Source organism: Micromonospora sp. NPDC002575 (genome assembly GCF_042889525.1).
In the GTDB taxonomy this organism is placed as follows: Bacteria; Actinomycetota; Actinomycetes; order Mycobacteriales; family Micromonosporaceae; genus Micromonospora; species Micromonospora carbonacea.
Genome location: NZ_JBIARA010000006.1, coordinates 265,793 through 290,817 on the forward strand (window position 1 = coordinate 265,793; position 25,025 = coordinate 290,817).

Sequence of the window (25,025 nt, forward strand, 5' to 3'; positions counted from 1 at the left end):
CCGACGGGCCGTACGGGGCCATATGCTGGCGCCGGAGGTCCCCATGAGCCACTCCGTCGCCGGAGAGCCGCCCTCTGCCGGCCGCCGCGCCGCACCGCTGACCACCGCCGCCTACTCCGCCGCCGAGTGGGACCTGCTGACCGGCCTGCCCGGCCGGGTGCTCGTGGCCGCCGCCGCGCCCGCTCCCGGCGGCCCGTCCCGGGGCGTCGCCGCCGGGCTGGCCGGCCTCGACGCCGTGGCCGCCGGGCGCGCCTCCGACAGCGACCTGGTCCGCGCCGTGGTCGCCGCCATCTACGCCCGGCACGACGGGGCGACGGCCACCGAGGACCGGACCGCCGACCCGGTCGACCTGCTGGCCGCCTGCCGCGCCACGGTCCGGGTGCTGCGTCGGCGGGCCGACCCCGCCGACTCGGCCGCGTACCGGCAGTGGGTGCAGTCGGTCGCGGCCCGGGTGCGGCGGGCCACCACCGGGGCCCCGGCGGGCGGGGCCGCCGCGCCGGCCGACCGGTGGTTCCTCGACCGGCTCGGCGGGGCCCTCGACCTGGGCTGATCCCGCCCCACCCGAGGGTGTGACCGTGGCGCACCCGGCGGCGCAGGGCGGCCCGGGGGTCCGTACCCTCTGGAGACCGTGACCGGTGATCAGCCTGAGGTCGGCGTGGGGCCGTGGACCGGCGACCCCCCGGACGACCCGCGCTACGACCCGGAGCTGCTCGCCGAGGGCGACCGGCGCAACGTCGTGGACCGGTACCGGTACTGGCGGCGGGAGGCCGTGGTGGCCGACCTCGACCGGCGTCGGCACGACTTCCACGTGGCGATCGAGAACTGGCAGCACGATCTCAACATCGGCACCGTGGTCCGCAACGCCAACGCCTTCCTCGCGGCCGAGGTGCACATCGTGGGGCGACGGCGGTGGAACCGGCGGGGCGCCATGGTCACCGACCGCTACCAGCACGTCCGGCACCACGGGACGATCGAGGAGTTCGCCGCCTGGGCGGCGGGCCGGGGCCTGCCGGTGGTGGGCATCGACAACCTGCCCGGCTCCCGGCCGCTGGAGACGACGAGCCTGCCGCGCCGCTGCGCGCTGCTGTTCGGCCAGGAGGGGCCGGGTCTGTCCGAGGCCGCCCGGTCGGCCTGCGACCAGCTCTTCTCCATCGCCCAGTACGGCTCGACCCGGTCGATCAACGCCGGGGTGGCCAGCGGCATCGCCATGCACGCCTGGATCCGCGCCCACGCCGGCCCGCCGCCCGCCTGACCCGCCGGCCGGTGGGCCGTGCCGCCATGTCGGCGACATCGCGGCATCCCGGGCTCCCGGACCGCCCGACGTCGGCGACATGGCGGGCCGCTCCCTGCCGGCCGGCCGGGGTGCCGGTGGGTGGCGACCCGCCGGGGATTCCGCCGCTCCGCTTGACTGTGGGTCGAGCCGGGGCGACGGTGGAATCGTGAGTGTCGCGGTGAGTTGCCCCAGGTGTGGTGGATCCGTCCGGGAGCCGGACCTGATGCACACGGAGTGGCGCTGCGCGCGCTGCGGTCCCGTGCCGCCGCTGCACGTGCCGGAGCACATCGGCGCGGAGATCGTGGCCAGCGTCGTGGACCGGGTCGCCGCCGCCGGGCCCGCCGACGGCCCCGCCACGCCGGTCTGGTGCCCGTGGCCGCTGCCGCCCGGCTGGACCCTCACCGGCGTGGCGTACGCCGGGGACGAGCGGGCCGGGGTGCGCGCCACCGTCGTGGCCTTCGCCGGGCCCGAGCCGCTCGGCGGCGGCCCGGCCGACCTGGTGTTCGTGGCCGAGGAGCCGGGCGTCGGGCTGGGCACCCGGTTCGCCGGCATGGCCGGCCCCGACCCGGGCCCGCAACTCGCCGAGGCGTTGGACGATCCCGGACCCGGGCATCCGGGGCATGTCGGGCAGGCCAAGATCCGTGTCGCCGGGCACCCGACTCCACTGTGGCTTGTGAATTCTCCGACGGATCGAAGCGCGTACGCCGGCGAGGCTCGGGGATTGTGGCTTCATGCGATAGCCTGGCCGGCGAGCGCGGGGCATCTGCTCGCCGAGGACGTGGAGTTGCACGACCTCACAGAGTGGACGCCGTCCGAGCTCGTGTACGGCGCTCCGTCTCCGTACCTGCACGGGCGGGCCTGACGAGCCGAGAGGCTTGGCGAGTCTCCCGTTCTGTCGGAGAACGGACGCAGAGATTCACTGTACGACACCTAACTGATACTCTGGGTGCCGCTGCGGTAAATGGACCCGGCGCCGCGCGAGAGGATGGCCCGCCATGGTCAAGAAGGTCCTCACCTGGGCCGGTATCGCATTCTTGATCTTCTTTGTTGCGTACCGGCCGAACTCCGCCGCAGACGTCTTCAAGTCGATCGGCGGCGGCATCATGGACATCGCCCAGGGGTTCGGCGACTTCTTCACCAGCCTCATCGCCTAACCGCCGATGGGCAGCCCCTCCGGTCCGCCGTTCGACCCCGACGACCCCGACCGGGAGCGCCGGGACCGAGACACGGAGCCGATCCCCAGGGTCAGGCCCGACGACGTTCCGGGCCCAGGCCCGGGGTCGGGCTTCTCCGATGGTCCGCCCTTCTCCGACGACGCCGGCTACGGCGACGGTCCCTTCGGCGGTCAGGCGCGTTCCGGGCGGGCCTGGGTCCGCGACCCGGAGGCCGACTACCAGCCGCCGCAGATCTCCGAAGAGGAGCTTGCCGGGCTGCGGGTCGACGCCTCCGGCATGCCGCTCGGCCCCCGACGGGTCCTGCCGCTGGAGGACGAGCCCAGCTCGCTGGTGGCGCGCTACCTCTTCCCCACCGAGCGCTACCGGGGCGAGTGGAAGCGGCACTGGATCCACCTGACCACGCCGATCCTGGTGGGCATCGGGGCGACCTTCGTCCTCGGCTACCTCTCCGGCTTCCTCGCCGGGCGGGACGTGGGCGCGCTGACCACCATCGCGGTGCTGCTCTGGTTCGCCGTGATGGGCTGGGTGGCCTGGAAGGTCGCCGACTGGTGGTACGACAGGTTCATCCTGACCAACAAGCGGGTCATGGTGGTCAACGGCATCATCACCCGCAAGGTGGCGATGATGCCGCTCGCCCGGGTCACCGACATGAAATACGAGCAGAGCCCCACCGGCCGCGCCCTCAACTACGGCACGTTCGTGCTGGAGTCCGCCGGCCAGGACCAGGCGCTCCGCGAAATCAAGAACCTGCCCAACCCGAACGAGCTCTACCTGCGCGTCGTCGAGGAGATGTACGAGCCGCAGGCGGTCGAGGCCCGGTTGGGCAAGGAGGCGGACGAGGCCAAGGCCGACGACGGGGCGTGAAACTTTCCGTCCGAACATCGGAGGAACGCCGCACCTTTCGCCGTCGCCCGGTCCGCCCCCGGCATGACAACCTGCCAAGCAGGCACGGGGGTGCGGGAGGTGAGCGGTGGCCGCGAAAGACCCGCTGGAGGAGGAGTTCCGCGAATTCGTCGCGGCCCGCTCCGGGGCGCTGCTGCGCACCGCCTACCTGCTGACCGGCGACTGGGCCACGGCCGAGGACCTGCTCCAGACCGCCCTGACCAAGACGTACCTGGCCTGCAAGCGGCTCGGCGGCATCGAGGCGATCGAGCCGTACGCGCGCCGCGTCATGGTCAACACGTCGACGAGCTGGTGGCGGCGGCGCTGGCACGGTGAGCGGCCGACCGAGGTGCTGCCCGAACGGGCCGGGGCCGACGAGATCGAGCAGCAGCTCGACCGGGACGTGCTGTGGCGGCAGCTCAGGGCGCTGCCCAGCCGGCAGCGGGCGGTGCTGGTGCTGCGCTTCTACGAGGACATGTCGGAGGCGCAGACCGCGGCGCTGCTGGAGATCTCCCCGGGCACGGTGAAGAGCCAGACCTCCCGGGCGCTGGCCACCCTGCGGCGACGGCTGGGCGCGCAGGCCGCCCTCGACCTGACCGACGCCGCGGCGGAGCCGCAGCCCGACGGGCGGACGGGCAACCGGCCCGCCCCCCGGACGCGGCCCGCCGCCGCCCGCCTCCGGCCCGCCCGACAGGCCGACCCCGCCGCCCGTCCCGCCCCGGCGATCCCGCCCCGTCCCGCCCCGGTCATGCCCGCCGTGCCGCGCCCGACCCGGGCGGGCGCGCCCGACGCGCCCGCCACGAGCGGCGCCGGTCCCCGTCCGGCCCCGGCCGGCGGCGCGCCGCTTGCGGTGTCGGTCGAGGCCGTCGGCGCCCCGGTGTCGGTCGAGGCCGTCGGCGCCCCGGTGTCGGTCGAGGCCGTCGGCGCGGAGCGGAGGTGAGCGGGGTGGCCGGTCCCGGTGACAACCGGACGCCCGTTCCCGCGCGTCCAACAGTCGTGACGGCGGACGAGCTGGAGCGCGCGCTCCGGGAGACCCTCTCCCGGCAGGCCGCCGCGCCGCTGCCGTGCACCGTGGACCCGGCCGGCCTGGTCATCCGGCGGGCCACCCGGGCCCGCCGCCGCCGGGTCCTCACCGGCACCGCCCTGGCCGGGATGGCCACCGTGCTGGTCAGCGCCGGCATGGTGCAGCTCAGCCCGCAGGAGGGCCAGTCCACCCCGCCGACCGTGGTGCTCGGCGACCCGCGTGGCTCCTCGTGGCCGGTCCCGGAACCGATGCCGAGCCCGTCGGGCGGATCGCCCCGACCGGCCCTCGGGCCGGCCGGCGGCGCGGTGGACCTGGTCGTCGACGGCACCCTCTACACCGCCGGGAACACGAACATCCCCCTCGGCGTCGTCGACGCCGACCGGGCGCAGCGCGTACCGGACGGGGGCGGCTGGCTGGTGGTGGGCGCGCCCACCGTCGCCGGCCGGGCCCTGCTGTCCGTGCACCGCGACGGCAGCACGCAGGTGCTGCTGGCCGGCGCGGAGGCGATCGCCGTCGCCCCCGACGGCGGCCAGGTCGCCTGGCGCGACGGCGACCGGCTCTCCCTCGCCGGGATCGTCGGCGACAAGCTCGTCGCTGTCGCCGGCACGGCGGCGCCCGGCGCGGCCGTGCCGGTCGGCTTCGCCGGCAACTCCGTCCTGGTGCGCCGCGATCCGGCCCGATCCGGGTACGCGCTCTGGCATCCGGCCACGGGCGGGCTCGCCGCCGACGGCTGGCGCGACGTCCTCGCCGTCCACGGTGCACTGCCGGACGGCCGGCTCGTCGGCCTGGTCTCCGCCGGCACGCCCCGACGCCCCTGCCTGGCGTTGCTCGACCCGGCCCGGGCGCTGGCGACGATCCGCACGGCCTGCGGGCCGACCCTCAGCACCGACGGGCTCGGCGGGGTGTCCGCGGACGGCCGCTGGCTGCTGCTGAACGGCCGCACCGGCTCGTCCGGCGTCGCCGGGGCGCTCCTGGTCGACCTCGCCACCCTCGACGGCCCGTTGGTCGCCCGCCCCGCCGGCCCGACGCTGGCCGGCGCGGTGTGCTGGACGCCGGCCGGCGACGCCTGGTATGTGGACACCCGGGGCGGGCTGGTGCCGGTGCGCCCCGACCGCGTCATCGCCGGAGAACGGGCCGCCGCCAGCCCGGTGACCGGCGTCGACCCGGCCGGCCGGCCGGTCGTCGTCACCGACCCGGCCCCCTGACCGGCCGCCGGCACCGATAGCGTCGGGCGATGACCCCGCCCCCGGTGCCGGCCGCCGCCCGGATCGACCTGCACACCCACTCGACGGCCAGCGACGGCACCCTCACCCCGGCCGAGCTGGTGCGGGCCGCCGCCGACGCCGGTCTCGACGTCGTGGCGATCACCGACCACGACACCACCGCCGGGTGGGCGCCCGCCGTGGCCGCGCTGCCTCCCGGCCTCACCCTGGTCCGGGGCGCGGAGCTCTCCTGCCGCTGGCACGGCGTCGACCCGCCGGTGGCGCTGCACCTGCTCGCGTACCTGTTCGACCCGGCGGAGCCGGAGCTGGGCGCGGAGCTGGCCCGGGTGCGGGCCGCCCGTGAAGCGCGCGGGGAACGCATCGTCGCCCTGCTGCGCGCCGACGGCATCGAGCTGAGCTGGCCGGAGATCCTCGCCGGGGCGGGCGGCGGGACGGTGGGCCGCCCGCACATCGCCCAGGCCCTCATCCGCGCCGGGCTGGTGGCCACCACCACCGAGGCGTTCGGGCCGGAGTGGCTGGGCGAGCGGTACCGGCTGCCCAAGGACGACATCGACGTGTTCCGGGCGGTGCGGCTGGTGCGGGCCGCCGGCGGCGTGCCCGTCTTCGCCCACCCGAAGGCGAGCCGACGGGGGCGGATCGTGCCCGACGAGCTGATCGTCGAGCTGGCGGCGGCCGGGCTCGCCGGCCTGGAGGCCGACCACGAGGACCATTCCCCGGCCGAGCGGGCGCACGTGCGGGCGCTCGCCGCCGGGCTGGGCCTGTTCGTCACCGGCTCGTCGGACTTCCACGGCACCCACAAGACCGTCCGGCTGGGCGCGTTCACCACCTCGCCCGAGGCGTACGGGCGGATCGTGGCCGAGGCCAGCGGCGTGACCCCCGTCGCTTCGGCCTGATCGGCCTCCACCTGCGCGGCTACCCTCTCCGGGTGGATCTGAAGCTCTTCGGTGAGGTCTTCGTGACCCTGCTGGTCATCGTCGACCCGCCGGGCATGATGCCGATCTTCCTCGCGCTCACCGGCCCCCTGTCCGCCCGGGACCGCAACCGGGCCGCCTGGCAGGCGGTGGCCCTGGCGCTCGGGGTGATCGTGGTCTTCGCCGTGGCCGGGCAGACCCTGCTCGCGTACCTGCACGTCGACCTGCCGGCGCTCCAGGCGGCCGGCGGGCTGCTGCTGATCCTCGTCGCCCTGGAGCTGCTGACTGGCAAGGCCGACGACCCCACCCAGCAGGCGACCTCGAACATCGCCCTGGTGCCGCTGGGCACCCCGCTGCTGGCGGGGCCGGGCGCGATCGTGGCGACCATGCTCTTCGTCCAGCAGGCCGACCGGGCGCTCGACTACGGCGCCATCGCCGCGGCCATCGTGGCGGTGATGCTCACCGTCTGGGTGGTGCTGCGCTTCTCCGGCGGGATCGTCAAGATCCTGCGCCCGGGCGGGATCGAGGTGCTCACCCGGATCGCCGGCCTGCTCCTCGCCGCGATCGCGGTGCAGCTCATCGCCGACGCCGTCGCGGCCTTCGTCACCCAGTACACGAGCGCGACCTGAGCCCGCCGCGCGGGGCGTGGCCGATCCGGCGGCGCGACCCGCCGGCCGGGTCGGCCCGGCTGTCGTATCCGGGTGGCAGGATCGCGGGGTGCGACCAGCCTCCTCATCCGGCCGCCCCGCCGGTCGACCCGCCGCCGGGGCGGGCCGGGCCCCGCGCCCCCGCGCCGGCCAGCCCGCCCAGTCCCGCCAGGCCGCCCAGCCCGAGCAGCTCGGCTTCGACGGCATGCCGGAGCGGCTGTTCGTCTGCACCCCCAGCAAGCTGGGTGCCTTCGCCGACTGCCCCCGCCGCTACCGCTACTCGTACGTGGACCGGCCCGCGCCGCCGAAGGGCCCGCCGTGGGCCCACAACTCGCTGGGCGCGAGCGTGCACAACGCCCTGAAGAACTGGTATGCCCTGCCCGCCGACCGACGCCGCCCCGAGGCGCTGGCCGGGCTGCTGCGCGGCACCTGGGTACGCGACGGGTTCCGCGACGACGAGCAGGAGCGCGACGCGTACCGGCGGGCGTTGGCCTGGCTGGAGTCCTACGTCGAGACGCTGGATCCGCAGGCCGACCCGGTCGGCGTCGAGCGGGTCGTGGCGGTCAGGACGGCGGTGCTGGCGTTCAACGGGCGCGCCGACCGGATCGACCTCCGCACCGGCGCGAGCGGGCCGGAGCTGGTCATCGTCGACTACAAGACGGGCCGCACGGGGCTCGACGCCGACGACGCGCGCGGCTCGCAGGCGCTGGCCCTCTACGCGTACGCCGCCGAGCGGGTGTTCCGCCGGCCGTGCCGCCGGGTCGAGCTGCACCACCTGCCCACCGGCACGGTCGCGGCCCACGAGCACACCGCCGAGTCGCTGGCCCGGCAGGTCACCCGCGCCGAGGAGACGGCGCGGGACATCATGGCCGCCGAGCGGGCCGTCGCCGACGGGTCCGACCCGGACGACGCCTTCCCGGCCGAGCCGGGGCCGCGCTGCGGCTGGTGCGACTACCGCCGCACCTGCCCGGCGGGCGCGCAGGTGCCGGGCCGGGACCCCTGGGCGGCCATGGACCGCCGGGAGTGACCCGGCCGGGGCCCGGTCCGGCCCGGCGGGTCATGTCGGGCTGATGGCGGTATCCGGGCGGCGGGATACCACCATGTCGGCGACATGACGCCTAGCCCACCCGGCCCTCCGCCAGGCGGGCGGCCCGTTCCTTCGCCGCCTGCTGCAACGGCCCCTCCCGCCAGCGCCGGGGCAGGGCCGTCAGGGCCAGCCGCAGGGCGCGGACGGTGAGGTCGGCCGACAGCTCGGTGGTCGGCAGTCCCAGGCCGCCGTACAGCCGGCGGGCCCAGGGCGGCAGCAGCGCGAACGCGGTGCCGGCGACGCCGAAGTACGCCAGCCGGGCCGGCCCGAGGTTCACCCCGACCCGGGCCGGGAGGTTGAGCTTCCACGGCAGGGGCGGGGCGGTGAGGAAGAGGGCCGTCTCTGCCGCCTCCCGGGTCATCCGCAGGGCCGGCCGGACCTGCCGGTAGTAGTCCGCGACCTCCGCCGCCGTGCCGGGCACGCCGGCCGGGTCCAGCCCCACCAGGGCCGCCGCCCGGCGCTGCTCGGTGTAGTAGCCGTCGACCTCGGCGTCGGTCAGCCGCAGCCCGGCCCGGCGGGCGGTGCCGAGGAACGACTCGACCTCGGTGACGTGCACCCAGCGCAGCAGCTCCGGCTCGTCGATCCGGAACTCCTCCCCGGTGTCCGGGTCGGTGGCCCGCATCCGGCCGTGCAGGCGGCGCAGCCGGGCCCCGGCGGCCTCGGCTTCGGCGGTGGTGCCGTAGACGGCGGTGGCGACGTAGGTGGCCGTCCGGACCAGCCGGCCCCACGCGTCCGTGCGGTAGTTGCTGTTCTGGGCCACCCCGGCCATGGCCCGGGGGTGCAGCGCCTGGAGGTAGAGGGAGCGCAGGCCGGCGACGATCAGGATCGGCTCCTCGTGCACCTTCCACGTGACCGATTCCGGACCGAACAGGCCGAGGTCGTCGGAGTCCACCCGACCAAGGGTGCCACGCCCGGCCGCGGACCCGGGCGGGGCGGGACGGCGGCGGTCAGTCGTCGGCGCGGCGGCGGGCCTGGCAGGTGGGGCAGAGCCCCCAGAAGGTGACCTCCGCCTCGTCCACCTCGAAGCCGTGGGCGGTGTCCGGGTCGAGGCAGGGCTTCTCGCCGACCGCGCAGTCGATGTCGGCGATCTCGCCGCAGCCCCGGCAGACCACGTGGTGGTGGTTGTCGCCGGCCCGCGCCTCGTACCGGGCGGGACTGCCGGCCGGCTCGATCCGGCGGGACAGCCCGGCGCGGGACAGCGCGCCGAGGACGTCGTACACGGCCTGGGTGGACACGGAGTCGAGGCGTTCCCGCACCCGCCGGGTGATCTCGTCGACCTCCAGGTGGCCGCCGGCGGCGAGGACGTCCAGCACGGCGAGGCGCGGCCGGGTGACCCGCAGGCCCCTCGACCGCAGCAGTTCCTCGCCACCGGACATGACGTCAATGACAGCACGGGCCGCACCGGGCGACAAGCGAGCGCCTGACCCGGGTGGCCCGGGCCACAGCCCCTGAGGTGCGCGTACGCTGACGCCGCGGGGATCACGTCCACGGCCGGAGGTGTCGGTGTTCAGGGAGATCAACGGGCTGCCAAGCCACATCCTGGTGATCCACGCGGCGGTGGTGTTCGTGCCGCTGCTCGCGCTGCTGGCCAGCGCGTACGGGCTGGTGCCGAGGTGGCGTCCCCGGCTGGGCTGGGCGGTGGCCGGCCTTGCGGTGCTGACCCCGATCGTCACCTGGGTGTCGACCGAGACGGGCGAGGCCCTGGAGGAGGCGTTCAAGGAGAAGGGCTTCGACCCGGCCCTGCTCGCGCAGATCAAGGAGCATTCCGAGTACGCCGACACGCTGCTCTGGTTCACCGTGGGGCTCGCCGTGGCCGCCATCGCCCTGCTGCTGGTGACCCGCAACGACGACCGGGTCTCCCGCCTGCCGTCCTGGGCGCCCCTGCTGCTGACGGTGGTGGTGGTCGTGCTGGGCGTGGCCTCGCTGGTCTACGTCTTCCTCACCGGCGACTCCGGCGCCGAGGCGGCCTGGGGCCGGGTGCTCTGACCCGACGCGGCCCGGGCCGGACGGCGCGGGTCAGCCGGGACCGGCCCCGCGGTCAGCGGAACGCCCGGGGGCCGCAGTCAGCGGAACGCCCGGGAGCAGAGCAGGCAGAGCAGGGCCAGCAGCACCACGCCGGCGACCGCGCCGACGCCCCAGGTGACGTGTTGAGCCCGCTGCTCGACCGCGTCCAGCCCGGCCATGTCCTGCGGTGGCAACTGGCGGGGCGGCGCTGCCTGCACGTGCAGCGGGGGACGCCACCCGGGCGGCGGCGGCGTGGTGGGCGGCGGCCCGCCGTAGCCGGCGGGCGGATCGACGCCGGCCGGGCCGGGTGCCGGTGGGCGCGGCGTCGGGTCGCCGGTCGCGCCGCCGCCGGCCGGGTCGGGCGGTCGACGCCAGTAGTCGTCCTCGGGGCGGTCACCGCTGGGCGTGGTCACGCCGACCGACGCTACCAACTTCCCCTCCGGGTGGCCGGTCGGACGCGGGCCGGAATCCGGGTAGTCTTGCCGTTCGTGAGCATCGACCCGGGGGCGCAGGCGCGCGGCGACGACGACCGCGCTGTCGACCTGAGCGAGGACTTCGTGGTGCTGCCCGAGCAGACGGCCGACGACACGGACCGGGGCTGGGGCGAGACGTCCGGCGGCAACGACGACTGGCTGCTCGCCGAACGCCCCCCGCACTGGAGCTGAGAGCCGCCGAGGCCCCGCATCCGGGGTGACGGCCGGCCCGCCCCCGCACCGGAGCCCGCGGCCGACTCCCGACGGGTCGGCCGACTCCCGACGGGTCGGCCGACTCCCGACGGGTCGGCCGACTCCCGACGGGTCGGCCGTGTCCGACGGGTCGGCCGTGCCCGACGGGTCGGCCGGCAAGAGCGTCATCCCCGCACCACGATCGCGAAGCGGCTGCCCTCCGGGAGCCCGACGGCGCGGTGTGCCTGCTCGGGCCGCAGCGCCAGGTAGAGCGCCGAGGAGCCGTCGGTCGCGCCGGCCCCGACCACGTCGAGCACCAGCGCCCGGGGCGCCAGCAGGTCGGCGTCGCCGGCCTGCCGACCGGCCGGCACGGCGAGCAGGTCGACCCGGGCTCCCGGGCGGACGACCGCGAGCGCGGCCGGCTCGGCCAGCCGGATCGGCACCCCGACCGCCCCGTCGGGGAGCGGCAGGGCGGCCGGCGGCGCGGCGGGGTCGGAAGCCGCCTCGGCGGGCGGCGGCGTGGCCGGGCCGGCGGAGCGGCCTCCGGCCGGCGGCGGGCAGCCGGACGGGGTCTGGAGGACCGCCGCGGCGAGCCCGAGAAGGCCGGCGACCAGCGCGGCGCGCAGCAGCGTCGCCCGCCCCGGCAGCCGGGGCCGGCGCATCGGCCGCAGTGATCCGGTGTCCGCCCCGACGTTCGCCATCCGGCCCCTCCCGCCCGCCCCGGCACCAGGGCGGTGCCGGGAGCAGCAGGCTAGGCCGCGCGGGGGCCGTCCCGCCCGGCCAGGGGCGGAACCTGTGGACAACCGGGCCGGCTGTGGACAACGCCCACCGGGGCCGATGATCTGCTAAGGCCCGGAACCGAGGCGAATCTTGGAAGATTCCGGCCCCCAGAGGGGCCCTTCTCTTCCAAGATCTCCTATGTCCGGAGCTGCCGTCGTCAGGAGGCGCTGGCGGCGGGGGCCTTGGCCGTGCCGCTCGACCCCGACGAGCCCGACGAACCGGACGCCCCCGACGAGCCCGACGAACCCGAGGAGCCCGACGCCCCCGACGACGCCGAGGAGCCGGACGAGCCCGAGGACGCCGAGGAGCCGGCGGACGAGCCGCCCGACGAGCCGGAGTCGCCGCCGGAGGACGAGTCGGAGGCGGCGGTCTTGCCCGAGCCGTTCTTGGCCGCGTCCGAGCCGGAGCGGGAGTCGGTGCGGTAGAAGCCCGAGCCCTTGAAGACGATGCCGACGGAGTTGAACACCTTGCGCAGCCGCCCCGCACACGCCGGGCACTCGGTCAGCGGCTCGTCAGAGAAGGACTGCACCGCCTCGAGCTGCTGGCCGCACTCGGTGCAGGCGTACTGGTACGTGGGCACGGTCTCCTCCGGATCTGGCACGGCCGGTTGGCACTCGACTCATTCGAGTGCCAATGGTGCGTCATCGGACCCGGGTTCGTCCAGCGGAAGTGCCGGGACCGACACGGAGTCGCCCGTCAGCGTACGCAGCCCGCCGGAGGGGGTCACCACCGCGCGGACGGGCCGGTCGTGCGGCTCGGCGGGCAGGCTCGCGACCAGCTCGCCGTCGTGCAGCAGGGCCACCGTCAGGGCGTCCGCGCCGAGGCGGGCCAGCGCCCGATCATAGCTGCCGCCGCCGCGCCCCAGCCGCCGCCCGCGCCGGTCCACCGCCAAGGCGGGCACCACCACCAGCCGGGCGTCGGCGACCGCCGCCCGGCCGAGCCGGGGACCCGTCGGCTCCCGCAGGCCCCGCCCGGCCGCGACGAGGCAGCCCGGCCCGGTGTACGCCGCCCAGTCCAGGTCGAGGTCGTCCCGGAGCACCGGCAGCAGCAGCTCGCCGCCCGGCGGCAGCGCCGCGCTCAGCACCTCCGGCAGCTCCGGCCCGCCCGGCTCCGCGCCGACGGGGACGTACGCGGTGACCCGGGCCGGGCGCAGCCGGCGTACCAAATCGGTCAGCGCGGCCCGGACGCGCGCCGCGGCCTCCGCACGTGCCGGGGCGGGCAGCGCGCGGCGGCGGGCGAGCAGCTCGACCCGGGCCCGCCGCTTCGCCTCGTGGGTCACTTCCGCTCCATCAGAAAAATCCGGCACGCAACACTCCTGACGCAACGTTTGTCTCACGGTCGCACTGTGTCAGCATCGCTACATCGGGCGCGGGACTTCCGGGGGGAAGCGTTGACGCTACGCGGGCGGTTGACGGCGGCCTTCCTCACGGTGGTGCTCGGCCCCGTCCTGCTCGGGGCGTTCTTCGTCGGCCTGACCATGACGACCGTCGACCGCAACCGGGCGGCCGAGCGGCTCGGCCTGGCCGCCGCGACCGTGCGTACCTCGGTCGACGCCCTCTGCCAGCAGTTGCGCGCGGCGGCCGACGCGGTCGCCCTGGCCGCCGACGCGGCCGGGCGGGCGGGCACGGCCGGGCAGGTGGTCAGCCGCGGCCTCGCCGCCGCCGTGCTGGTCACCGACGTGGCCGGCGTCCCGACCTACGCCACCCCCGACGCACCCGCCGCGCCCTGGCGGGACTGCGACGCCGCCGACCCGGCCGCCGGCCCCGTCGCCGCGCTCGCCGTCCGGGTGGCGCTGCGCGACCGGGCCGGCGGCGACCTGGGCGCGGTCGTCACCGCCCAGCCGGTCGACCCGGGCCTCGTCGCGCGGCTCGCGGCGGTCACCGGCGTCGCGGTCACCCTCCTCGACGGCGCGTCCGGCTCCGTCGGGGTCGCGCACACCACCGAGGCCCCGGCCGTACGCGACGGGGTGCTCGCCGCCGCGCGCCGGGCCGCCGGCGACGGGGTCACCGGCACCGGCGACGGCCGGTACGTCCGCCGGCTCCTGCCCGCGCCGGGCCAGCCGCTGCCGCTGGTGCTCTCCGTCCCGAGCGAGCAGCCCCCCGACCTGTACGCGGCGCTGGTCGGCGCGGTGCTGCTGGCCGGGCTGCTGGCGGTGGCCGCCGCCTGGCGGCTGGCCCGGGTCACCACCCGCCCGTTGGTGGAGCTGGCCGGCGCGGCGGACCGGGTGGCCCACGGCGACCTCGCCACCCGGGTGCCGGTGCGCAGCCGCGACGAGCTGGGCCGGCTGGCCGGCGCGTTCAACCGGATGACCCGGGAGACCGGCATCTACGTGCAGGCGCTCACCAGCAGCCGGGACCAGCTGCGCGGCCATCTCGCCGTGCTCGGCGACACCCTGGCCAGCACCCACGACCTGCAACGCATCCTGCGGGTCATCCTGCACAGCGCGATCGCGGCCACCGGGGCGCAGGCCGGGGCGGTGCTGCTGGTCGACGGCGGCGTGCTGGTCGGCCGGTGCGCCGAGGGGCTCGACGGGCGTTGGTCGCCCGCCGCCGGGGCGGATCCGGAGGCCGCCGGCGCGGCCGGCCTGCGGGTGCCCGTCGGCGGCGGCATCGTCGGCGCGGTGGCGGCGACCGGCCAGCCGCGCCGGGGGCGGGCCGACCCGGTGGCGGAGGCCGCCGGGGAGCCGCGCTGCGAGACGTACGTCGCGGTGCCCTTCGCCGCCCCCGGCGGACCGGCCGACCCGGTCGCCCGGTCCGGCGTGGACTCCGGCGGGCCCACCGGCCCGGCGGCGGCGCTCGGCGTGCTGGTCCTCTACGACCGGCTCGGCGGGGACGAGTTCGACGACGACGACCTGGAGACGCTGCGGACCTTCGCCGGCCACGCGGCGGTGGCGGTGGACAACGTGCGGGTGCACGAGGAGGCCCAGCGGCTGTCGCTGACCGACCCGCTGACCGGGCTGTGGAACTACCGCTACCTGCGCGAGTCGATCCGCCGCGAGGTGGAGCGGGCCAGCCGGTTCGGCCGGATGTTGAGCGTCCTCGCCCTGGACCTGGACCGGTTCAAGGAGGTCAACGACACCTGGGGGCACGCCGCCGGGGACGCCGTGCTGGCCGAGTTCGCCCGCCGGGTGCGGGGCGAGATCCGCGAGGTGGACCTGGCCTTCCGCCAGGGTGGGGAGGAGTTCGTGGTGCTGTTGCCGGAAACCGACGCGCGGGGCGCGGCGATCGTCGCCGAACGGCTCGGCGCGGCGACCCGCGACACCCCCGTCCCGGTGGACTCGGGCGGCGGGGCGCGGATCCTGGTGACCGTCTCCGTCGGCATCGCCGTCTACCCGGACCACGCCTCCACCGGTCAGCAGGTCCTCGACGCGGCCGACGACGCCCTCTACGCGGCCAAGGCGGCGGGGCGGGACACCTGGCGGCTGGCCGAGGCGCGGCCCTGGCCGCCGGTGGAGGAGCTCGCCGTGCCGGCCGGTTCGGTCAGCCCGGCCGACGGCCTGCCCCGGGCCGGCGGCGCGTCTTCCGGTCCTCACCCGTCGCAACACGGCCTTGGCCGATAGTCTCGCGACATGTCGGAGCACTCAGCGAACCCCTCAGCGGCCCCCGCAACCGGTCGTTCCCGCGCGGTCAAGGCCGTCATCCCGGCCGCCGGCCTGGCCACCCGGTTCCTGCCGGCCACCAAGGCGGTGCCCAAGGAGCTGCTGCCGGTCGTCGACCGGCCGGTCCTTCAGTACATCGTCGAGGAGGCCACCCAGGCGGGCATCGGCGACGTGCTGCTGATCACCGGGCGCGGCAAGACATCGATGGTGGACCACTTCGACCGCCGGCCCGACCTGGAGGCCCGGCTGGAGGAGAAGGGCGACGCCGAGCGGCTGGCCGCGGTGCGCCGCCCCAGCGAGCTGGCCGAGATCTACACGTGCCGGCAGCCGGAGCAGCTCGGCCTCGGCCACGCCGTCGGCTACGCCGAGTCGCACGTCGGCGACCAGCCCTTCGCGGTGCTGCTCGGCGACGAGTTCGTCAAGCCGTCCGAGCCGCTGCTGCCGGCGATGCTGGAGCTACAGGCCCGCACCGGCGGCATCGTGCTGGCCTTCTTCGAGGTCGACCCGGCCGAGACCAAGCGGTACGGCATCGCCTCCGTCGAGCCCGCCGAGCCGGAGCTGACCGACGTCGGCGAGGTCGTGAAGGTCACCGGCATGGTGGAGAAGCCCAAGCCGGAGGACGCGCCCAGCAACCTCGCCGTCCTCGGCCGGTACGTGCTGCCGGGGCGGATCTTCGACGCGATCCGGCGCACCGAGCCGGGCAGCGGCGGCGAGATCCAGCTCACCGACGCGATGGAGCTGCTGCGCACCGAGGGCGTCCCGGTGCACGCGATCGTCTACCGGGGCACCCGCTACGACACGGGGATGCCGCTGGGCTACCTCCAGACGGTGGTGCAGCTCGCCTGCGAACGCGACGACCTCGGCACGGAGTTCCGCAAGTGGCTCGCCGAGTTCGTCAACAACGGCGACGAGACCGTCACCGAGGCGATCCTCAACGGCATGCGCGAGGCGTCGGGCGGTCCTAATACATGACCGCGACGGCCGACGCCGAGGCGGCCGCGAACGAGTTGACGCCGCTCGCCGACTACCTGGGCAGCGTGCTGCGCAGGTTACGCGCGCTGCCTCCGCTCGACCTCGACCTCACCCAGGCGTACGGCAACGTCCTCGCCGAGGACGTCGTCGCGCCGCACTCCTACCCGGCCTTCGACCAGGCGGCCGTCGACGGGTACGCGGCGCGCTGGGACGACCTGTCCGGCGCGGGCCGGGCGGCGGGCGGATACGCCGGCCGCTCCGGCCCGTCCGGGTCCCGCACCGTGCGGCTCAACGTGGTCGGCGACCTCGGCGCGGCGAGCTGGCGGCCGGTGCGGCTCACCCCGGGGGCCTGCTTCTCGGTGGCCGCCGGAGCCCCGCTGCCGATCGCCGCCGACGTGGTGGTGCCGGTGGAGTGGACCGACCAGGGCATGGCCGCCGTGGAGATCTTCCGCACCCCCAAGCGGGGCTACGGGGTGCGCCGCGCCGGTGAGGAGCTGCCGGCCGGGACCCTGCTCGCCCGCGCCGGCACGTACGTCTCCCCGGCCCTGGTCGCCGTCTTCGCCGCCACCGGCATCGGGCACGTGGTGGTGCGCCCCAGCCCGCGGGTGGTCATCGTGGCCACCGGCGACGAGCTGGTCGACGTGGGCCGGGGCAGCCAGCCCGGGCAGGTGGTCGACGCGAACTCGCACGCCCTGACCGCCGCCGCCGCCGAGGTGGGCGCGCTGGCGTACCGGGTGGGGATCTGCGACGACGACCCGGAGGGGCTGCGCGGGCTGCTGGAGGACCAGACCCTGCGCGCCGACCTGATCATCACCACCGGCGGCACCGGCACCGGGCCGGGCGACATGGTGCGCCGCATCCTGTCCCGCCGGGAGGGCGGCCGGGCCGGGCCGGTCACCTTCACCGAGGTGGCCCTCTATCCCGGCACCGCCCTCGGGTTCGGTACGGTCGGCGCCGAGGAGGTGCCGGTGGTCTGTCTTCCCGGTGAGCCCGGCGCGGCGCTGATCGGCTTCGAGGTGCTGGCCCGGCCCGCCATCAACCTGCTGGCCGGGGCCGAGCCCGTGTTCCGGCCGAGCGTGCGCGCGCACCTGCTGGAGACCATCACCTCGCCCGGCGGGCTGCGCGAGTTCCGCCCCGCGCACGTCGCCGAGCGGCGCGGCGGCGGCTACACCGTCCAGCCGCTGCCGGGCGGGAAGTTCACCCTGTCCGGCCTGGCCGAGGCCAACGGGCTGATGGTGCTCGGCGAGCGGGTCACCACGGCCGCCGCCGGCTCCACCGTGGACGTCCTCCTGCTGGACCGGCGCCGGTGAGTGGACTGTGGTCGGGGCGGTCGCCGGGGTGGCCGGTGGTGCTCGCGGACGGCCCGGTGCTGCTGCGACCGTACCGGCGCTCGGACGCGGCGGCCTGGTCGGAGGTGCGCCGCGCCAACCGGGCCTGGCTGGCCCCGTGGGAGTCGGCGCTGCCCGGCAACTGGGACGAGCTGAACTCCCCGGCGGCGTTCCGCTGGGTCCACAAGGACCAGCGCCGCTCGGCGCGCACCGGCGAGGGGATGCCGTTCGCGGTGTGCCTGCGCGAGCACGGCGGGGAGCGGCTGGTGGGGCACCTCAACGTCGGCAGCATCGTCCGGCGGGCGTTCTGCTCGGCGTACGTCGGATACTGGGTGGACTCCCGGGTGGCCGGGCGGGGCGTCATCCCCACCGCGCTGGCGCTCGCCGTGGACCACGCGTTCGGCCCCGGCGGGCTGCACCGGATCGAGGTCAACATCCGGCCGGAGAACAAGCCGTCCCGCCGGGTGGTGGAGAAGCTCGGCTTCCGCGAGGAGTCGTACCACGTGCGTTACATGCATATCGACGGTGCGTGGCGCGACCACATCGGGTACGCCATGACCAGCGAGGAAGTCGTCGCGGAGGGCGGCCTGCTGGCCCGCTGGCACCGGCTGCGCGCCACCGCGGGGTGAAGCGTCCCACCCCCGCCTGATCGGCGCGGCGCACAATCAACGCGGTCGGCGGCCCGTAACCTCAAGTAACTGCAAGCTGCGGCAAGCGCTGCCCGACCGCATCTTCGACCGCCCGGAACGGGGTCCGTCGAAGATCCTGCGGCCGTACGGCGGTTGCCCCGAACTTGGTGACGGGAGGGGTGAGGGTGCCGACCTCGGTGCTCCTCGCCGTCCTCGCCGCCGCCGGTCTGCTCGCCCTCGCGCCGGCGCTGGTTCGCCGGTACGACGCCACCGAGCGGCTGGTGGCGGAGCGGGCGCAGTCGACGGCGCGGGTGCTCCAGCGCCGTCGGCGGCGACGTACTGTCCCCGGGCGTCGGCCGGTCAATCCCTCCCGCTCCCTCGTCGTCACCCTCGCCGAGGACGCGAACACGGGCGGACTCTCCGCCCCCGTCTCCGCCCCGCCCGCCCCGGCGCGGCGGCGCGGCCGGCTGCGCGCGGTGCCGCCGGCCGCGAAGTCCCGTCGACGGGCCGCGCCCCGCCGTCGGCCGCACACCCCGGCGATCTACCGCAGGCGGCGGGTGCTCGCCGCCCTGCTGCTGCTCAACGTCGTCGAGCTGATCGGGGTGGCCGTGGTCGGCCCCGGCTTCTGGATCAGCTTCTCCGTCACGGCCACCCTCCTGGTGACGTACGTGGTGCACCTGCGCAAGCGGGCCCTCGCCGAGCGCCGACGCCGACGCGCCCACGCCCGGGAGGCCGCCTGGCTGGCCGCCCGGCAGGCCGAGGTACGCCGGGAGCAGGCCCGCCGTGCGGCGGCCCGCCGGGAGGCCCAGCGCCGCCTGGCGGCCCAGCGCGAGGCGGTACGCCGCACGGCGATGGGCCTGGACCGCCCCGCCGACCTGCCACCGGCGGCCAGCGGCGGCGGCTCGGTGTCGTACCGGCGGGCAGGCGGGCTGCGGGGCCGCCCGTACCAGTCGGGCCGCACCTCCCACTCGGCCTGACCTTGTCCCGACTCCATGTCGGCGCGGCGTTGATCGACTCGTCAACTCGTGCTTGATCGACTCCATGTCGGCGACGTGGCGGTGTCCCGACCCCTCGGACCCCGCCACGTCGCCGACATGGTGAGCCTCGACGGGGCCCGTGAGCAGGCACCGACCGGGTCGGCGGGGTGGATTCGCTTGGCGGGCGGGTGTGCTGTTAGTCTTGTCGCCGGCCCGCCTGGTGCAAGCCAGGTGGGACCAAAGCCGGTTCGCCGGCGGAGGGGCTGTGGCGCAGACCGGTAGCGCACCTCGTTCGCATCGAGGGGGTCAGGGGTTCAAATCCCCTCAGCTCCACCCAGTTCAAAGGCCGTTTCCGGTAGTCGGAGACGGCCTTTTGGCTCGGGTTCTCAAAGGTTGGCGATCGCGCTGAAGGTGAGCGGGATGAAGCTGGTGGAGCCGCCGTAGGTCCAGGTGATGTAGGCGTCCGCGCCGGTCCGGTACTCGCCGGACGCCCGGGGGTACTCGGTGTCGGCGCTCGCGGTGGTGGTGCTGTAGCTCGTGTGGGTGTTGTACGTGACCTGGGTGCCGTAACGGAACAGGGCGACCTCGACCTGGATCGCGTACACGGGCTGGGTGCAGCGCACGGTCGCGATGCCTTCCTCTCCGCCGCCGTACGGGCCGCCGTAGTAGACGAAGGGCGTGGACGGGGTCAGCGTGCAGGTGATGTCCAATGCGCCCACCTTTGCCGTCGCGACGATCGGGCCGCGAGCGGCCGTGGCCTTTGTGGAATAGGTCGCGGTGCCGGCGGAAAGGGTGGAGCCCCGGCTATTTGCGGCGCTGCTCGCGGCCTGGCTCGGCCCGGCCACCGCGAGAAATGCGGCCGAGAGGGCGATGGTCGACAGTGCGGCGAAGGCCCGGAGGGTCCAGCTTGTGCGTGCTTTCGTCATTGCGAGTCCTTCTGTGCGTCGTGATCGAGCAGGTCGGGGAGGTGCTGACGCCAGCCGGGTTCGACGAATGCGGTGGCTGGCCGCATTTCCCGTGATCTTCTAGAAGTGTTTGCGGGCGTGCACGTGGAAAAGGGGCATGATGGATTATCTGCCGATATGCCGCGCGTCGAACCCGCCTGGTCAGAGTCTCGCAGTGGCCCGACCGCCGCGCAAGAATGTGGCGTGTCCGCCGATTCGAGTGTCGCAATTCTGTCCGAGTTAATTGATTGATTGTCTGGGCTTGCATCTGCGGCGCGTGGGAATAACGTCGCCGGTATTGCGGGAATCGCAACTCCCGCTGCCTCCGCGCAGCGTCAGCCGAGGCCGAGCCGGTGCAGCGCGAGCGCCACGAGCCCGCGCACCGACCGGTCCCAGCCGGGCACGTCGGCGTCGAAGCCCGCGCTGCGGGCCTCGGCGAGGACGTCGAGGGCGCGGTCGGGCAGCCGGTCGCCGAGTCGGCGGGCCAGCGCCACCGCGGCGGTGACCCGCACGACCGCGCGGTTCGCCGAGAGCAGCCCACCGAGGCGGGCGTCGATCCGGTCCGAGCCGACCGGACAGTGGCCGAGGGCGAGGTTGGCGCTGGCCCGGGCGGCGGCGTGGGCCCCGTCGGCCGGGACCGCGACGAGCCCGGCCAGGGCCGCCTCGTCGGGGGCGAACCAGGCGAGCAGCTCCGCGGCGCACCCGGCGAGCTGCGGGTCCGGCTCGGCGAGCCAGCGGACGTACCGGTCGGTGTGCCGGGCCCCGGCGTGGAAGGCGTCGGCCGCCCAGCGGACCGCCACCTGGTCGGCCAGGCGTGCGGCCTCGTCGTGCTCGGACAGGTCCCCGGCCGCCAGGTGGCGGTCCACCAGCGCCGCCTGGTCGTCGGTGATGCCGTCGGCGGCGGCGAACGCCCGGCACGGGTCGAACGGCAGCGCGTCGTCACGCCGGTCGCCGAGCACCACCGCGCGGAGCAGGCCGGCCACCGCCGCGCGGTCGCCGGTGGCCGGGTCGTCGGCGATTGCCACCAGGAACGGCACCACGTGGTGGCTCGCCCCCCACCGCGTGCCCTGGTGGTAGACGTTGCCGGACAGCTCGGACAGCGCGCGACGCCGGGCAGGCGGGTCCGCCGACCGCAACGCCCGCAACTGGCCCGGCACGTCGACGGCCGGCCCGTACGCGTGGTGCAGCGAACCCCACGGGACCCGGTCGAGACCGGCCAGCGGGTCGGTGGGCCCGGCCACGCCGGTCAGCGCCGTTCGAGCGTGAGCAGCGGCTCGGACAGCGGGGGCGACGGCACGTCGGGATCGGCGGCCACGGCCTCCTCGATGCTGCGCAGGCCGGCCTCCACCTCGTCGGGGTCGAGCTGGGAGAGGAACGAGAGGGCGCGCAGGCGCAGCCTTTCGAGCACGTCGGCGCGGGTGCCGTCGGACGGTTGGGTGACCGTGCCGAAGCCGGTGACCCGCCAGCCGGCCGCCGTGAACATCTCGATGACCTCGTGCAGCGGCTGGAACTGCGCGAGGTCCGCTTCCCGGCCGCGCGGGAAGTGGGCAAGCCACCAGGGCTCGGGGTGGTGGTCGCTGAAGTTGCCGCGCAGCAGCAGCCGCCCGGCCGGCCTGAGCGCCCTGGCCAGCTCCCGGGCCGCGCGGGGCTTGTCCTGGACGTGGTGCCAGGACAGGAACATGAGCGCGTAGTCGGCGCTGCCGTCCGGCACGGGCAGGTCCTCGGCGGCGCCCGCCAGGTAGCGCACGTCGGGGTACGGGGGCTGAGCCTGCGCCACCTCGCGCATGCGTGCCGCCGGCTCGACGCCGGTGACCGGCCCGAACGCGCGCGCCAGCGCGGGGGTGAACCGGCCGGTCCCCGACCCGACGTCCAGCCCCACCAGTGGACGCCGCCGCGGCAGCGCAGCGGCGAAGGCGTTCAGCCAGGTTTCCAGCTGCTGCTCGGTGAGCGCCCGGCCGCGCGCGTAGTGCTGGTGCTGCTCCCGGTCGTAGTCGACCCGCCGCATCCGTCGCTCCCTCGCCAGTCCGAATGGTGTCCGATGTATCGCATCGATACATCGGCACGATACTGGGGGGCGCGCGAGAAGGCCAGGCGCGGCGGACCGGGGCCGCCGACGGCGGGGGTGGCCCCGACGGCGGGGGTGGCCACCGCAGCGGCCACTGCGGCGGGTGCCACGGCGGCGTCAGCGGCTGATGGCGTCAGCGGCTGGCGGCGAGCTTCAGCACCAGGTCGGCGGCCCGGCCGACCCCGCCGGCCCGGCGGCACTGCTCGCCCCAGTGCCGGCTGCGTTCCCGGAAGCTCTCCTCGGTGAGCAGCCGGCGCAGCTTCGCGGCCACCTCGCCCGCGTCGACGTGCGGCGGGTGGTCGAGCGCCAGCCCGACGCCGGCGTCGACCGCGCGGGCCGCGATGTCGTAGCAGTCCAGCCAGAACGGGGTCATCAGCATCGGCTGCCCGAAGTGGACGCCCTCGTGGAAGCCGTTGGCCCCGCCGTGGCAGACGAACGCCCGGACGTTCGGGTGGGCCAGCACGTCGAGCTGGGACGGGATCCACTCCTCGATCCGCACGTGCGGCGGCAGCGGGCCGGGCAGCAGGTGCCGCTGCGCGGCGGGCAGCTTCCACAGCACCTGGTGCTCGGGCCCGATCGCGGCCAGCGCCTCGGCGAACGCCCGCACCTGCGGGCCGGTGAGCCGGGCCAGGGTGCCGAGGCAGGCGTAGACGACCGAGGTCTGCCGGTCGAGCCAGCCGATCAACTCCCCGCCCTGCCCCGGACCGCCGGACGCGCTCCCGCCCGGCGCGGGGTCGCGCAGTGGCACCATCGGGCCGAGCAGGTGCAGGTGCTCCGGCGCGGGGAAGGGGTACTCCAGCCCGAACACCGTGTAGCCGAAGACGGCCGTCGCGGCGGCGCTGTACTTCTCGGGGTCGCCGAAGGCGTTGTCGATCCGCTGGGCGCGGCGGTGCCGGGCCTGTCCGGCGAGCGCGCGCAGCAGCGACAGCCGCAGGCGGGCGCGGAAGGTCAGGTTGGTCCAGCGCTGCCGGGGGCCCAGCCGGCGGGGCAGCCCCGAGGTGGGCGTCGGATAGTCCCACGGCAGCCGGCTCAGGTAGACGTTGCTGGGCGGGAACGCCAGGCTCAGCACGTACGGCACGCCCCGCGCCAGCGCCGCGTCGAGCGCGCCCAGGTTCAGCATGTCGATCACCATCAGCGAGGGCCGGATCTCGTCGATCTGTTCGAGGGTCCGCTCCCGGACCCGGTCGGCCACCTCGGGGATCCGGATCTGCCGGGCGAGGGCGACCAGGCCGGCGGTGGTCATCGGCCCCCGGGTCATCGCGGCGTACAGCTCGTCGTCGACGCGGAGCACGGTGTCGCCGGTGGAGCGGAAGCGCAGCGGGCTGCCGGTGGCGTTGGCCGCCACCCGGTCCCGCGCCTCCTCCTCGGCGGCGAACCACAGGCCCGGCTCGCCGCGCCGGGACAACTCCCCGGCGATGGCGAGCAGGGGGTTGAGCTGCCCCGGGTGCGCGGGGCTGGCGAAGAGGACGGAGCGCATGGGTGTCCCTCCTACGGCCGGAGCCGTACCGGCAGCTGGTCGTACCCGCGCAGCACCCGGGTCGGGCGGCGGCGCGGCACCCCGGCCAGCGCCGCGTCGGGGTAGCGCTCGAAGAACGCGCGCAGCCCGAGCTGGCCCTCCAGCCGGGCGAGCCCGGCGCCGAGGCAGTAGTGCACCCCGCTGGAGAACGAGAGGTGGTCGCGGGCGTTGGCGCGGGTGACGTCGAAGCGGTCCGGGTCGGCGAAGACGGCCGGGTCCCGGTTCGCGCCGCCCATCATCGGCACGACGACCTCCCCGGCGCGTATCCGTACGCCGGCCACCTCGGTGTCGGCGAGGCAGTAGCGGGCGGTGGACTGGGCGGGCGAGTCGTACCGCAGGATCTCCTCCACCGCGTTGGCCCACCCGTCGGGTCGCCCGCGCAGCGCGGCGAGCTGATCGGGGTGGCGGATGAGCAGGTGGATGCCGGTGCCGAGCAGGTTGACCGTGGTCTCGAACCCGGCCACCAGCAGCAGGCCGGCGATGGCGAGCAGCTCCTCCTCGGTGAGCCGCTCGCCGTCGCTGTCGAGGTGCACGAGGCGGCTGAGCAGGTCGTCGCCGGGATCGGCGCGCAGCCGGGCGAAGTGCCCGCGCAGCCACCCGTTGAGCTGCCCGATGGCGGCCTCGGCGGCACGGTACTGCCGCAGCGTCAGCCCGAGGTCGAGCGTCGGGGTGGCGGCCTCGCCCCAGGCCAGGAACCGCTGCCGCAGGTGCTGCGGCACGCCGAGGATCTCCGCGATCACGATGAGCGGCAGCAGGCTCGCGTAGCGCCCGACGACCTCCACGGCACCGGACCCGTCCGGGGCCAGGTCGTCCAGCAGGGCCGAGGCGTGCCGCTCGATCCGGGGCCGCAACCCCTCCATGGCCCGGGGGGTGAAGACCTTGGCCACCAGGCGGCGGTAGCGGGTGTGCGCCGGCGGGTCGACGACCAGCATCGAGGGCGGGTCGGCCGGCCCGATGGGCCGCCCGCTGCCGCCGAGGCGGCGCAGCACCCCGAGCGGGCCGGGTGCCGGCAGCGACCCGGGGTCGCTGCTGAACGCCTCGCCGCGCAGCACCGCGACGACCGCGTCGTGCCGGGTGGTGCTCCACATGAGCCGGCCCCGGACCAGCGCGCCGGCCTCCCGGACCTCCCGGTAGAACGGGTACGGGTCGTCGCGGATCGCCGGATCGAAGAAGAGGCGGGCCTGCGCGTCGCCCCGGCGGGCGGCGACGCCGATGCCGAGCCGGGCCAGGCCGTGCCGGTCGAGCCAGCGCACGAGGGTCCCCGGTCTGGTCAGCTCCACCCGAACCTCCCGCCATCGGCCATGTCGGACGCCCGCGCAATTCCC

Annotated in this window: 28 protein-coding genes and 1 tRNA gene; 18 read left to right on the forward strand and 11 right to left on the reverse strand. The window is 75.8% G+C overall.

Annotated features, from left to right (window positions below):
- Window positions 1-43: 43 nt before the first annotated feature.
- The 10 genes from ACFYWL_RS12590 (at window position 44) to ACFYWL_RS12635 (ending at window position 8,162) form a co-directional block, all read left to right on the forward strand.
- A complete protein-coding gene (locus ACFYWL_RS12590) occupies window positions 44-550 on the forward strand; it encodes a hypothetical protein (RefSeq protein WP_386971174.1) in 507 nt (168 codons plus the stop codon).
- A 78-nt stretch (window positions 551-628) separates the two neighbouring features.
- Window positions 629-1,252 (forward strand): TrmH family RNA methyltransferase, encoded by a 624-nt coding sequence (locus ACFYWL_RS12595; RefSeq protein WP_386971177.1) that lies wholly within the window; start codon window positions 629-631, stop codon window positions 1,250-1,252.
- Between the two features lie 199 nt (window positions 1,253-1,451).
- Window positions 1,452-2,135, forward strand: a complete 684-nt coding sequence (locus ACFYWL_RS12600; protein WP_386971339.1) for a DUF6758 family protein — start codon at window positions 1,452-1,454, stop codon at window positions 2,133-2,135.
- 133 nt (window positions 2,136-2,268) lie between these two features.
- The gene (locus tag ACFYWL_RS12605) at window positions 2,269-2,427 is read left to right on the forward strand and encodes a hypothetical protein (protein WP_165878125.1); all 159 of its coding nucleotides are present in this window, start codon (window positions 2,269-2,271) and stop codon (window positions 2,425-2,427) included.
- 6 nt (window positions 2,428-2,433) lie between these two features.
- On the forward strand, window positions 2,434-3,312 hold the full coding sequence (locus ACFYWL_RS12610) for a PH domain-containing protein (RefSeq protein WP_386971182.1): 879 nt from the start codon (window positions 2,434-2,436) through the stop codon (window positions 3,310-3,312).
- Between the two features lie 106 nt (window positions 3,313-3,418).
- Window positions 3,419-4,270 (forward strand): SigE family RNA polymerase sigma factor, encoded by an 852-nt coding sequence (locus ACFYWL_RS12615; RefSeq protein ID WP_386971184.1) that lies wholly within the window; start codon window positions 3,419-3,421, stop codon window positions 4,268-4,270.
- 56 nt (window positions 4,271-4,326) lie between these two features.
- A complete protein-coding gene (locus ACFYWL_RS12620) occupies window positions 4,327-5,559 on the forward strand; it encodes a hypothetical protein (protein ID WP_386971186.1) in 1,233 nt (410 codons plus the stop codon).
- 29 nt (window positions 5,560-5,588) lie between these two features.
- Window positions 5,589-6,470 carry a PHP domain-containing protein gene (locus ACFYWL_RS12625; RefSeq protein WP_386971188.1) on the forward strand — a complete coding sequence of 294 codons (882 nt, stop codon included), beginning with the start codon at window positions 5,589-5,591 and terminating at the stop codon, window positions 6,468-6,470.
- 32 nt (window positions 6,471-6,502) lie between these two features.
- The gene (locus tag ACFYWL_RS12630; protein ID WP_386971191.1) at window positions 6,503-7,117 is read left to right on the forward strand and encodes a MarC family protein; all 615 of its coding nucleotides are present in this window, start codon (window positions 6,503-6,505) and stop codon (window positions 7,115-7,117) included.
- Window positions 7,118-7,340: 223 nt separating this feature from the next.
- Entirely contained in the window at window positions 7,341-8,162 is an 822-nt protein-coding gene (locus ACFYWL_RS12635) for a RecB family exonuclease (protein ID WP_386971340.1), read from the forward strand.
- A gap of 91 nt (window positions 8,163-8,253) precedes the next feature.
- Here ACFYWL_RS12635 and ACFYWL_RS12640 read toward each other — a convergent pair whose 3' ends face one another.
- Both ACFYWL_RS12640 and ACFYWL_RS12645 read right to left on the reverse strand, forming a co-directional pair.
- Window positions 8,254-9,114, reverse strand: coding sequence for an oxygenase MpaB family protein (locus tag ACFYWL_RS12640; RefSeq protein WP_386971194.1), 861 nt, complete (start codon window positions 9,112-9,114; stop codon window positions 8,254-8,256).
- 55 nt (window positions 9,115-9,169) lie between these two features.
- Window positions 9,170-9,598 (reverse strand): Fur family transcriptional regulator, encoded by a 429-nt coding sequence (locus ACFYWL_RS12645; RefSeq protein WP_074477077.1) that lies wholly within the window; start codon window positions 9,596-9,598, stop codon window positions 9,170-9,172.
- A gap of 127 nt (window positions 9,599-9,725) precedes the next feature.
- On the opposite strand from ACFYWL_RS12645, the gene ACFYWL_RS12650 reads away from it, so the two are divergent.
- On the forward strand, window positions 9,726-10,208 hold the full coding sequence (locus ACFYWL_RS12650; RefSeq protein ID WP_386971198.1) for a DUF2231 domain-containing protein: 483 nt from the start codon (window positions 9,726-9,728) through the stop codon (window positions 10,206-10,208).
- Window positions 10,209-10,285: 77 nt separating this feature from the next.
- On the opposite strand, the gene ACFYWL_RS12655 is transcribed toward ACFYWL_RS12650, so the two are convergent.
- Entirely contained in the window at window positions 10,286-10,639 is a 354-nt protein-coding gene (locus ACFYWL_RS12655) for a hypothetical protein (RefSeq protein WP_386971200.1), read from the reverse strand.
- A 66-nt stretch (window positions 10,640-10,705) separates the two neighbouring features.
- On the opposite strand from ACFYWL_RS12655, the gene ACFYWL_RS12660 reads away from it, so the two are divergent.
- Entirely contained in the window at window positions 10,706-10,891 is a 186-nt protein-coding gene (locus tag ACFYWL_RS12660) for a hypothetical protein (protein WP_043961765.1), read from the forward strand.
- Between the two features lie 185 nt (window positions 10,892-11,076).
- On the opposite strand, the gene ACFYWL_RS12665 is transcribed toward ACFYWL_RS12660, so the two are convergent.
- From ACFYWL_RS12665 to ACFYWL_RS12675, 3 genes are all read right to left on the reverse strand, one after another.
- Window positions 11,077-11,592: a flagellar biosynthesis protein FlgA gene (locus ACFYWL_RS12665; protein WP_386971204.1), complete on the reverse strand. Its 516-nt coding sequence runs from the start codon at window positions 11,590-11,592 to the stop codon at window positions 11,077-11,079.
- Window positions 11,593-11,828: 236 nt separating this feature from the next.
- Entirely contained in the window at window positions 11,829-12,272 is a 444-nt protein-coding gene (locus tag ACFYWL_RS12670) for an FmdB family zinc ribbon protein (RefSeq protein ID WP_386971206.1), read from the reverse strand.
- Between the two features lie 18 nt (window positions 12,273-12,290).
- A complete protein-coding gene (locus tag ACFYWL_RS12675) occupies window positions 12,291-12,977 on the reverse strand; it encodes a 5-formyltetrahydrofolate cyclo-ligase (protein WP_386971209.1) in 687 nt (228 codons plus the stop codon).
- An 84-nt stretch (window positions 12,978-13,061) separates the two neighbouring features.
- Between ACFYWL_RS12675 and ACFYWL_RS12680 the strand changes: the two genes are divergently transcribed.
- The 6 genes from ACFYWL_RS12680 (at window position 13,062) to ACFYWL_RS12705 (ending at window position 19,508) form a co-directional block, all read left to right on the forward strand.
- A complete protein-coding gene (locus tag ACFYWL_RS12680; protein ID WP_386971212.1) occupies window positions 13,062-15,230 on the forward strand; it encodes a diguanylate cyclase in 2,169 nt (722 codons plus the stop codon).
- A gap of 9 nt (window positions 15,231-15,239) precedes the next feature.
- Entirely contained in the window at window positions 15,240-16,241 is a 1,002-nt protein-coding gene (locus tag ACFYWL_RS12685; RefSeq protein ID WP_386971215.1) for a UTP--glucose-1-phosphate uridylyltransferase, read from the forward strand.
- Window positions 16,238-17,551 (forward strand): gephyrin-like molybdotransferase Glp, encoded by a 1,314-nt coding sequence (glp, locus tag ACFYWL_RS12690; RefSeq protein WP_043961769.1) that lies wholly within the window; start codon window positions 16,238-16,240, stop codon window positions 17,549-17,551. Before ACFYWL_RS12685 ends, glp begins: the two co-directional genes overlap by 4 nt.
- A gap of 38 nt (window positions 17,552-17,589) precedes the next feature.
- Window positions 17,590-18,198 carry a GNAT family N-acetyltransferase gene (locus ACFYWL_RS12695; protein ID WP_386971341.1) on the forward strand — a complete coding sequence of 203 codons (609 nt, stop codon included), beginning with the start codon at window positions 17,590-17,592 and terminating at the stop codon, window positions 18,196-18,198.
- 179 nt (window positions 18,199-18,377) lie between these two features.
- Window positions 18,378-19,175, forward strand: a complete 798-nt coding sequence (locus tag ACFYWL_RS12700; RefSeq protein WP_386971219.1) for a hypothetical protein — start codon at window positions 18,378-18,380, stop codon at window positions 19,173-19,175.
- A 259-nt stretch (window positions 19,176-19,434) separates the two neighbouring features.
- Window positions 19,435-19,508, forward strand: a tRNA-Ala gene (locus ACFYWL_RS12705).
- Between the two features lie 53 nt (window positions 19,509-19,561).
- On the opposite strand, the gene ACFYWL_RS12710 is transcribed toward ACFYWL_RS12705, so the two are convergent.
- The 5 genes from ACFYWL_RS12710 to ACFYWL_RS12730 all read right to left on the reverse strand — a co-directional run bounded on the left by ACFYWL_RS12710 (window position 19,562) and on the right by ACFYWL_RS12730 (window position 24,980).
- Window positions 19,562-20,101, reverse strand: a complete 540-nt coding sequence (locus ACFYWL_RS12710) for a hypothetical protein (RefSeq protein ID WP_386971221.1) — start codon at window positions 20,099-20,101, stop codon at window positions 19,562-19,564.
- A gap of 353 nt (window positions 20,102-20,454) precedes the next feature.
- Window positions 20,455-21,360 (reverse strand): hypothetical protein, encoded by a 906-nt coding sequence (locus ACFYWL_RS12715; protein WP_386971223.1) that lies wholly within the window; start codon window positions 21,358-21,360, stop codon window positions 20,455-20,457.
- A 5-nt stretch (window positions 21,361-21,365) separates the two neighbouring features.
- Window positions 21,366-22,124: a class I SAM-dependent methyltransferase gene (locus ACFYWL_RS12720; protein ID WP_386971225.1), complete on the reverse strand. Its 759-nt coding sequence runs from the start codon at window positions 22,122-22,124 to the stop codon at window positions 21,366-21,368.
- Window positions 22,125-22,317: 193 nt separating this feature from the next.
- Complete coding sequence (locus ACFYWL_RS12725; RefSeq protein WP_386971228.1) at window positions 22,318-23,661, reverse strand: glycosyltransferase; 1,344 nt, start codon at window positions 23,659-23,661, stop codon at window positions 22,318-22,320.
- 11 nt (window positions 23,662-23,672) lie between these two features.
- Complete coding sequence (locus tag ACFYWL_RS12730) at window positions 23,673-24,980, reverse strand: cytochrome P450 (RefSeq protein WP_386971231.1); 1,308 nt, start codon at window positions 24,978-24,980, stop codon at window positions 23,673-23,675.
- Window positions 24,981-25,025: the final 45 nt, after the last annotated feature.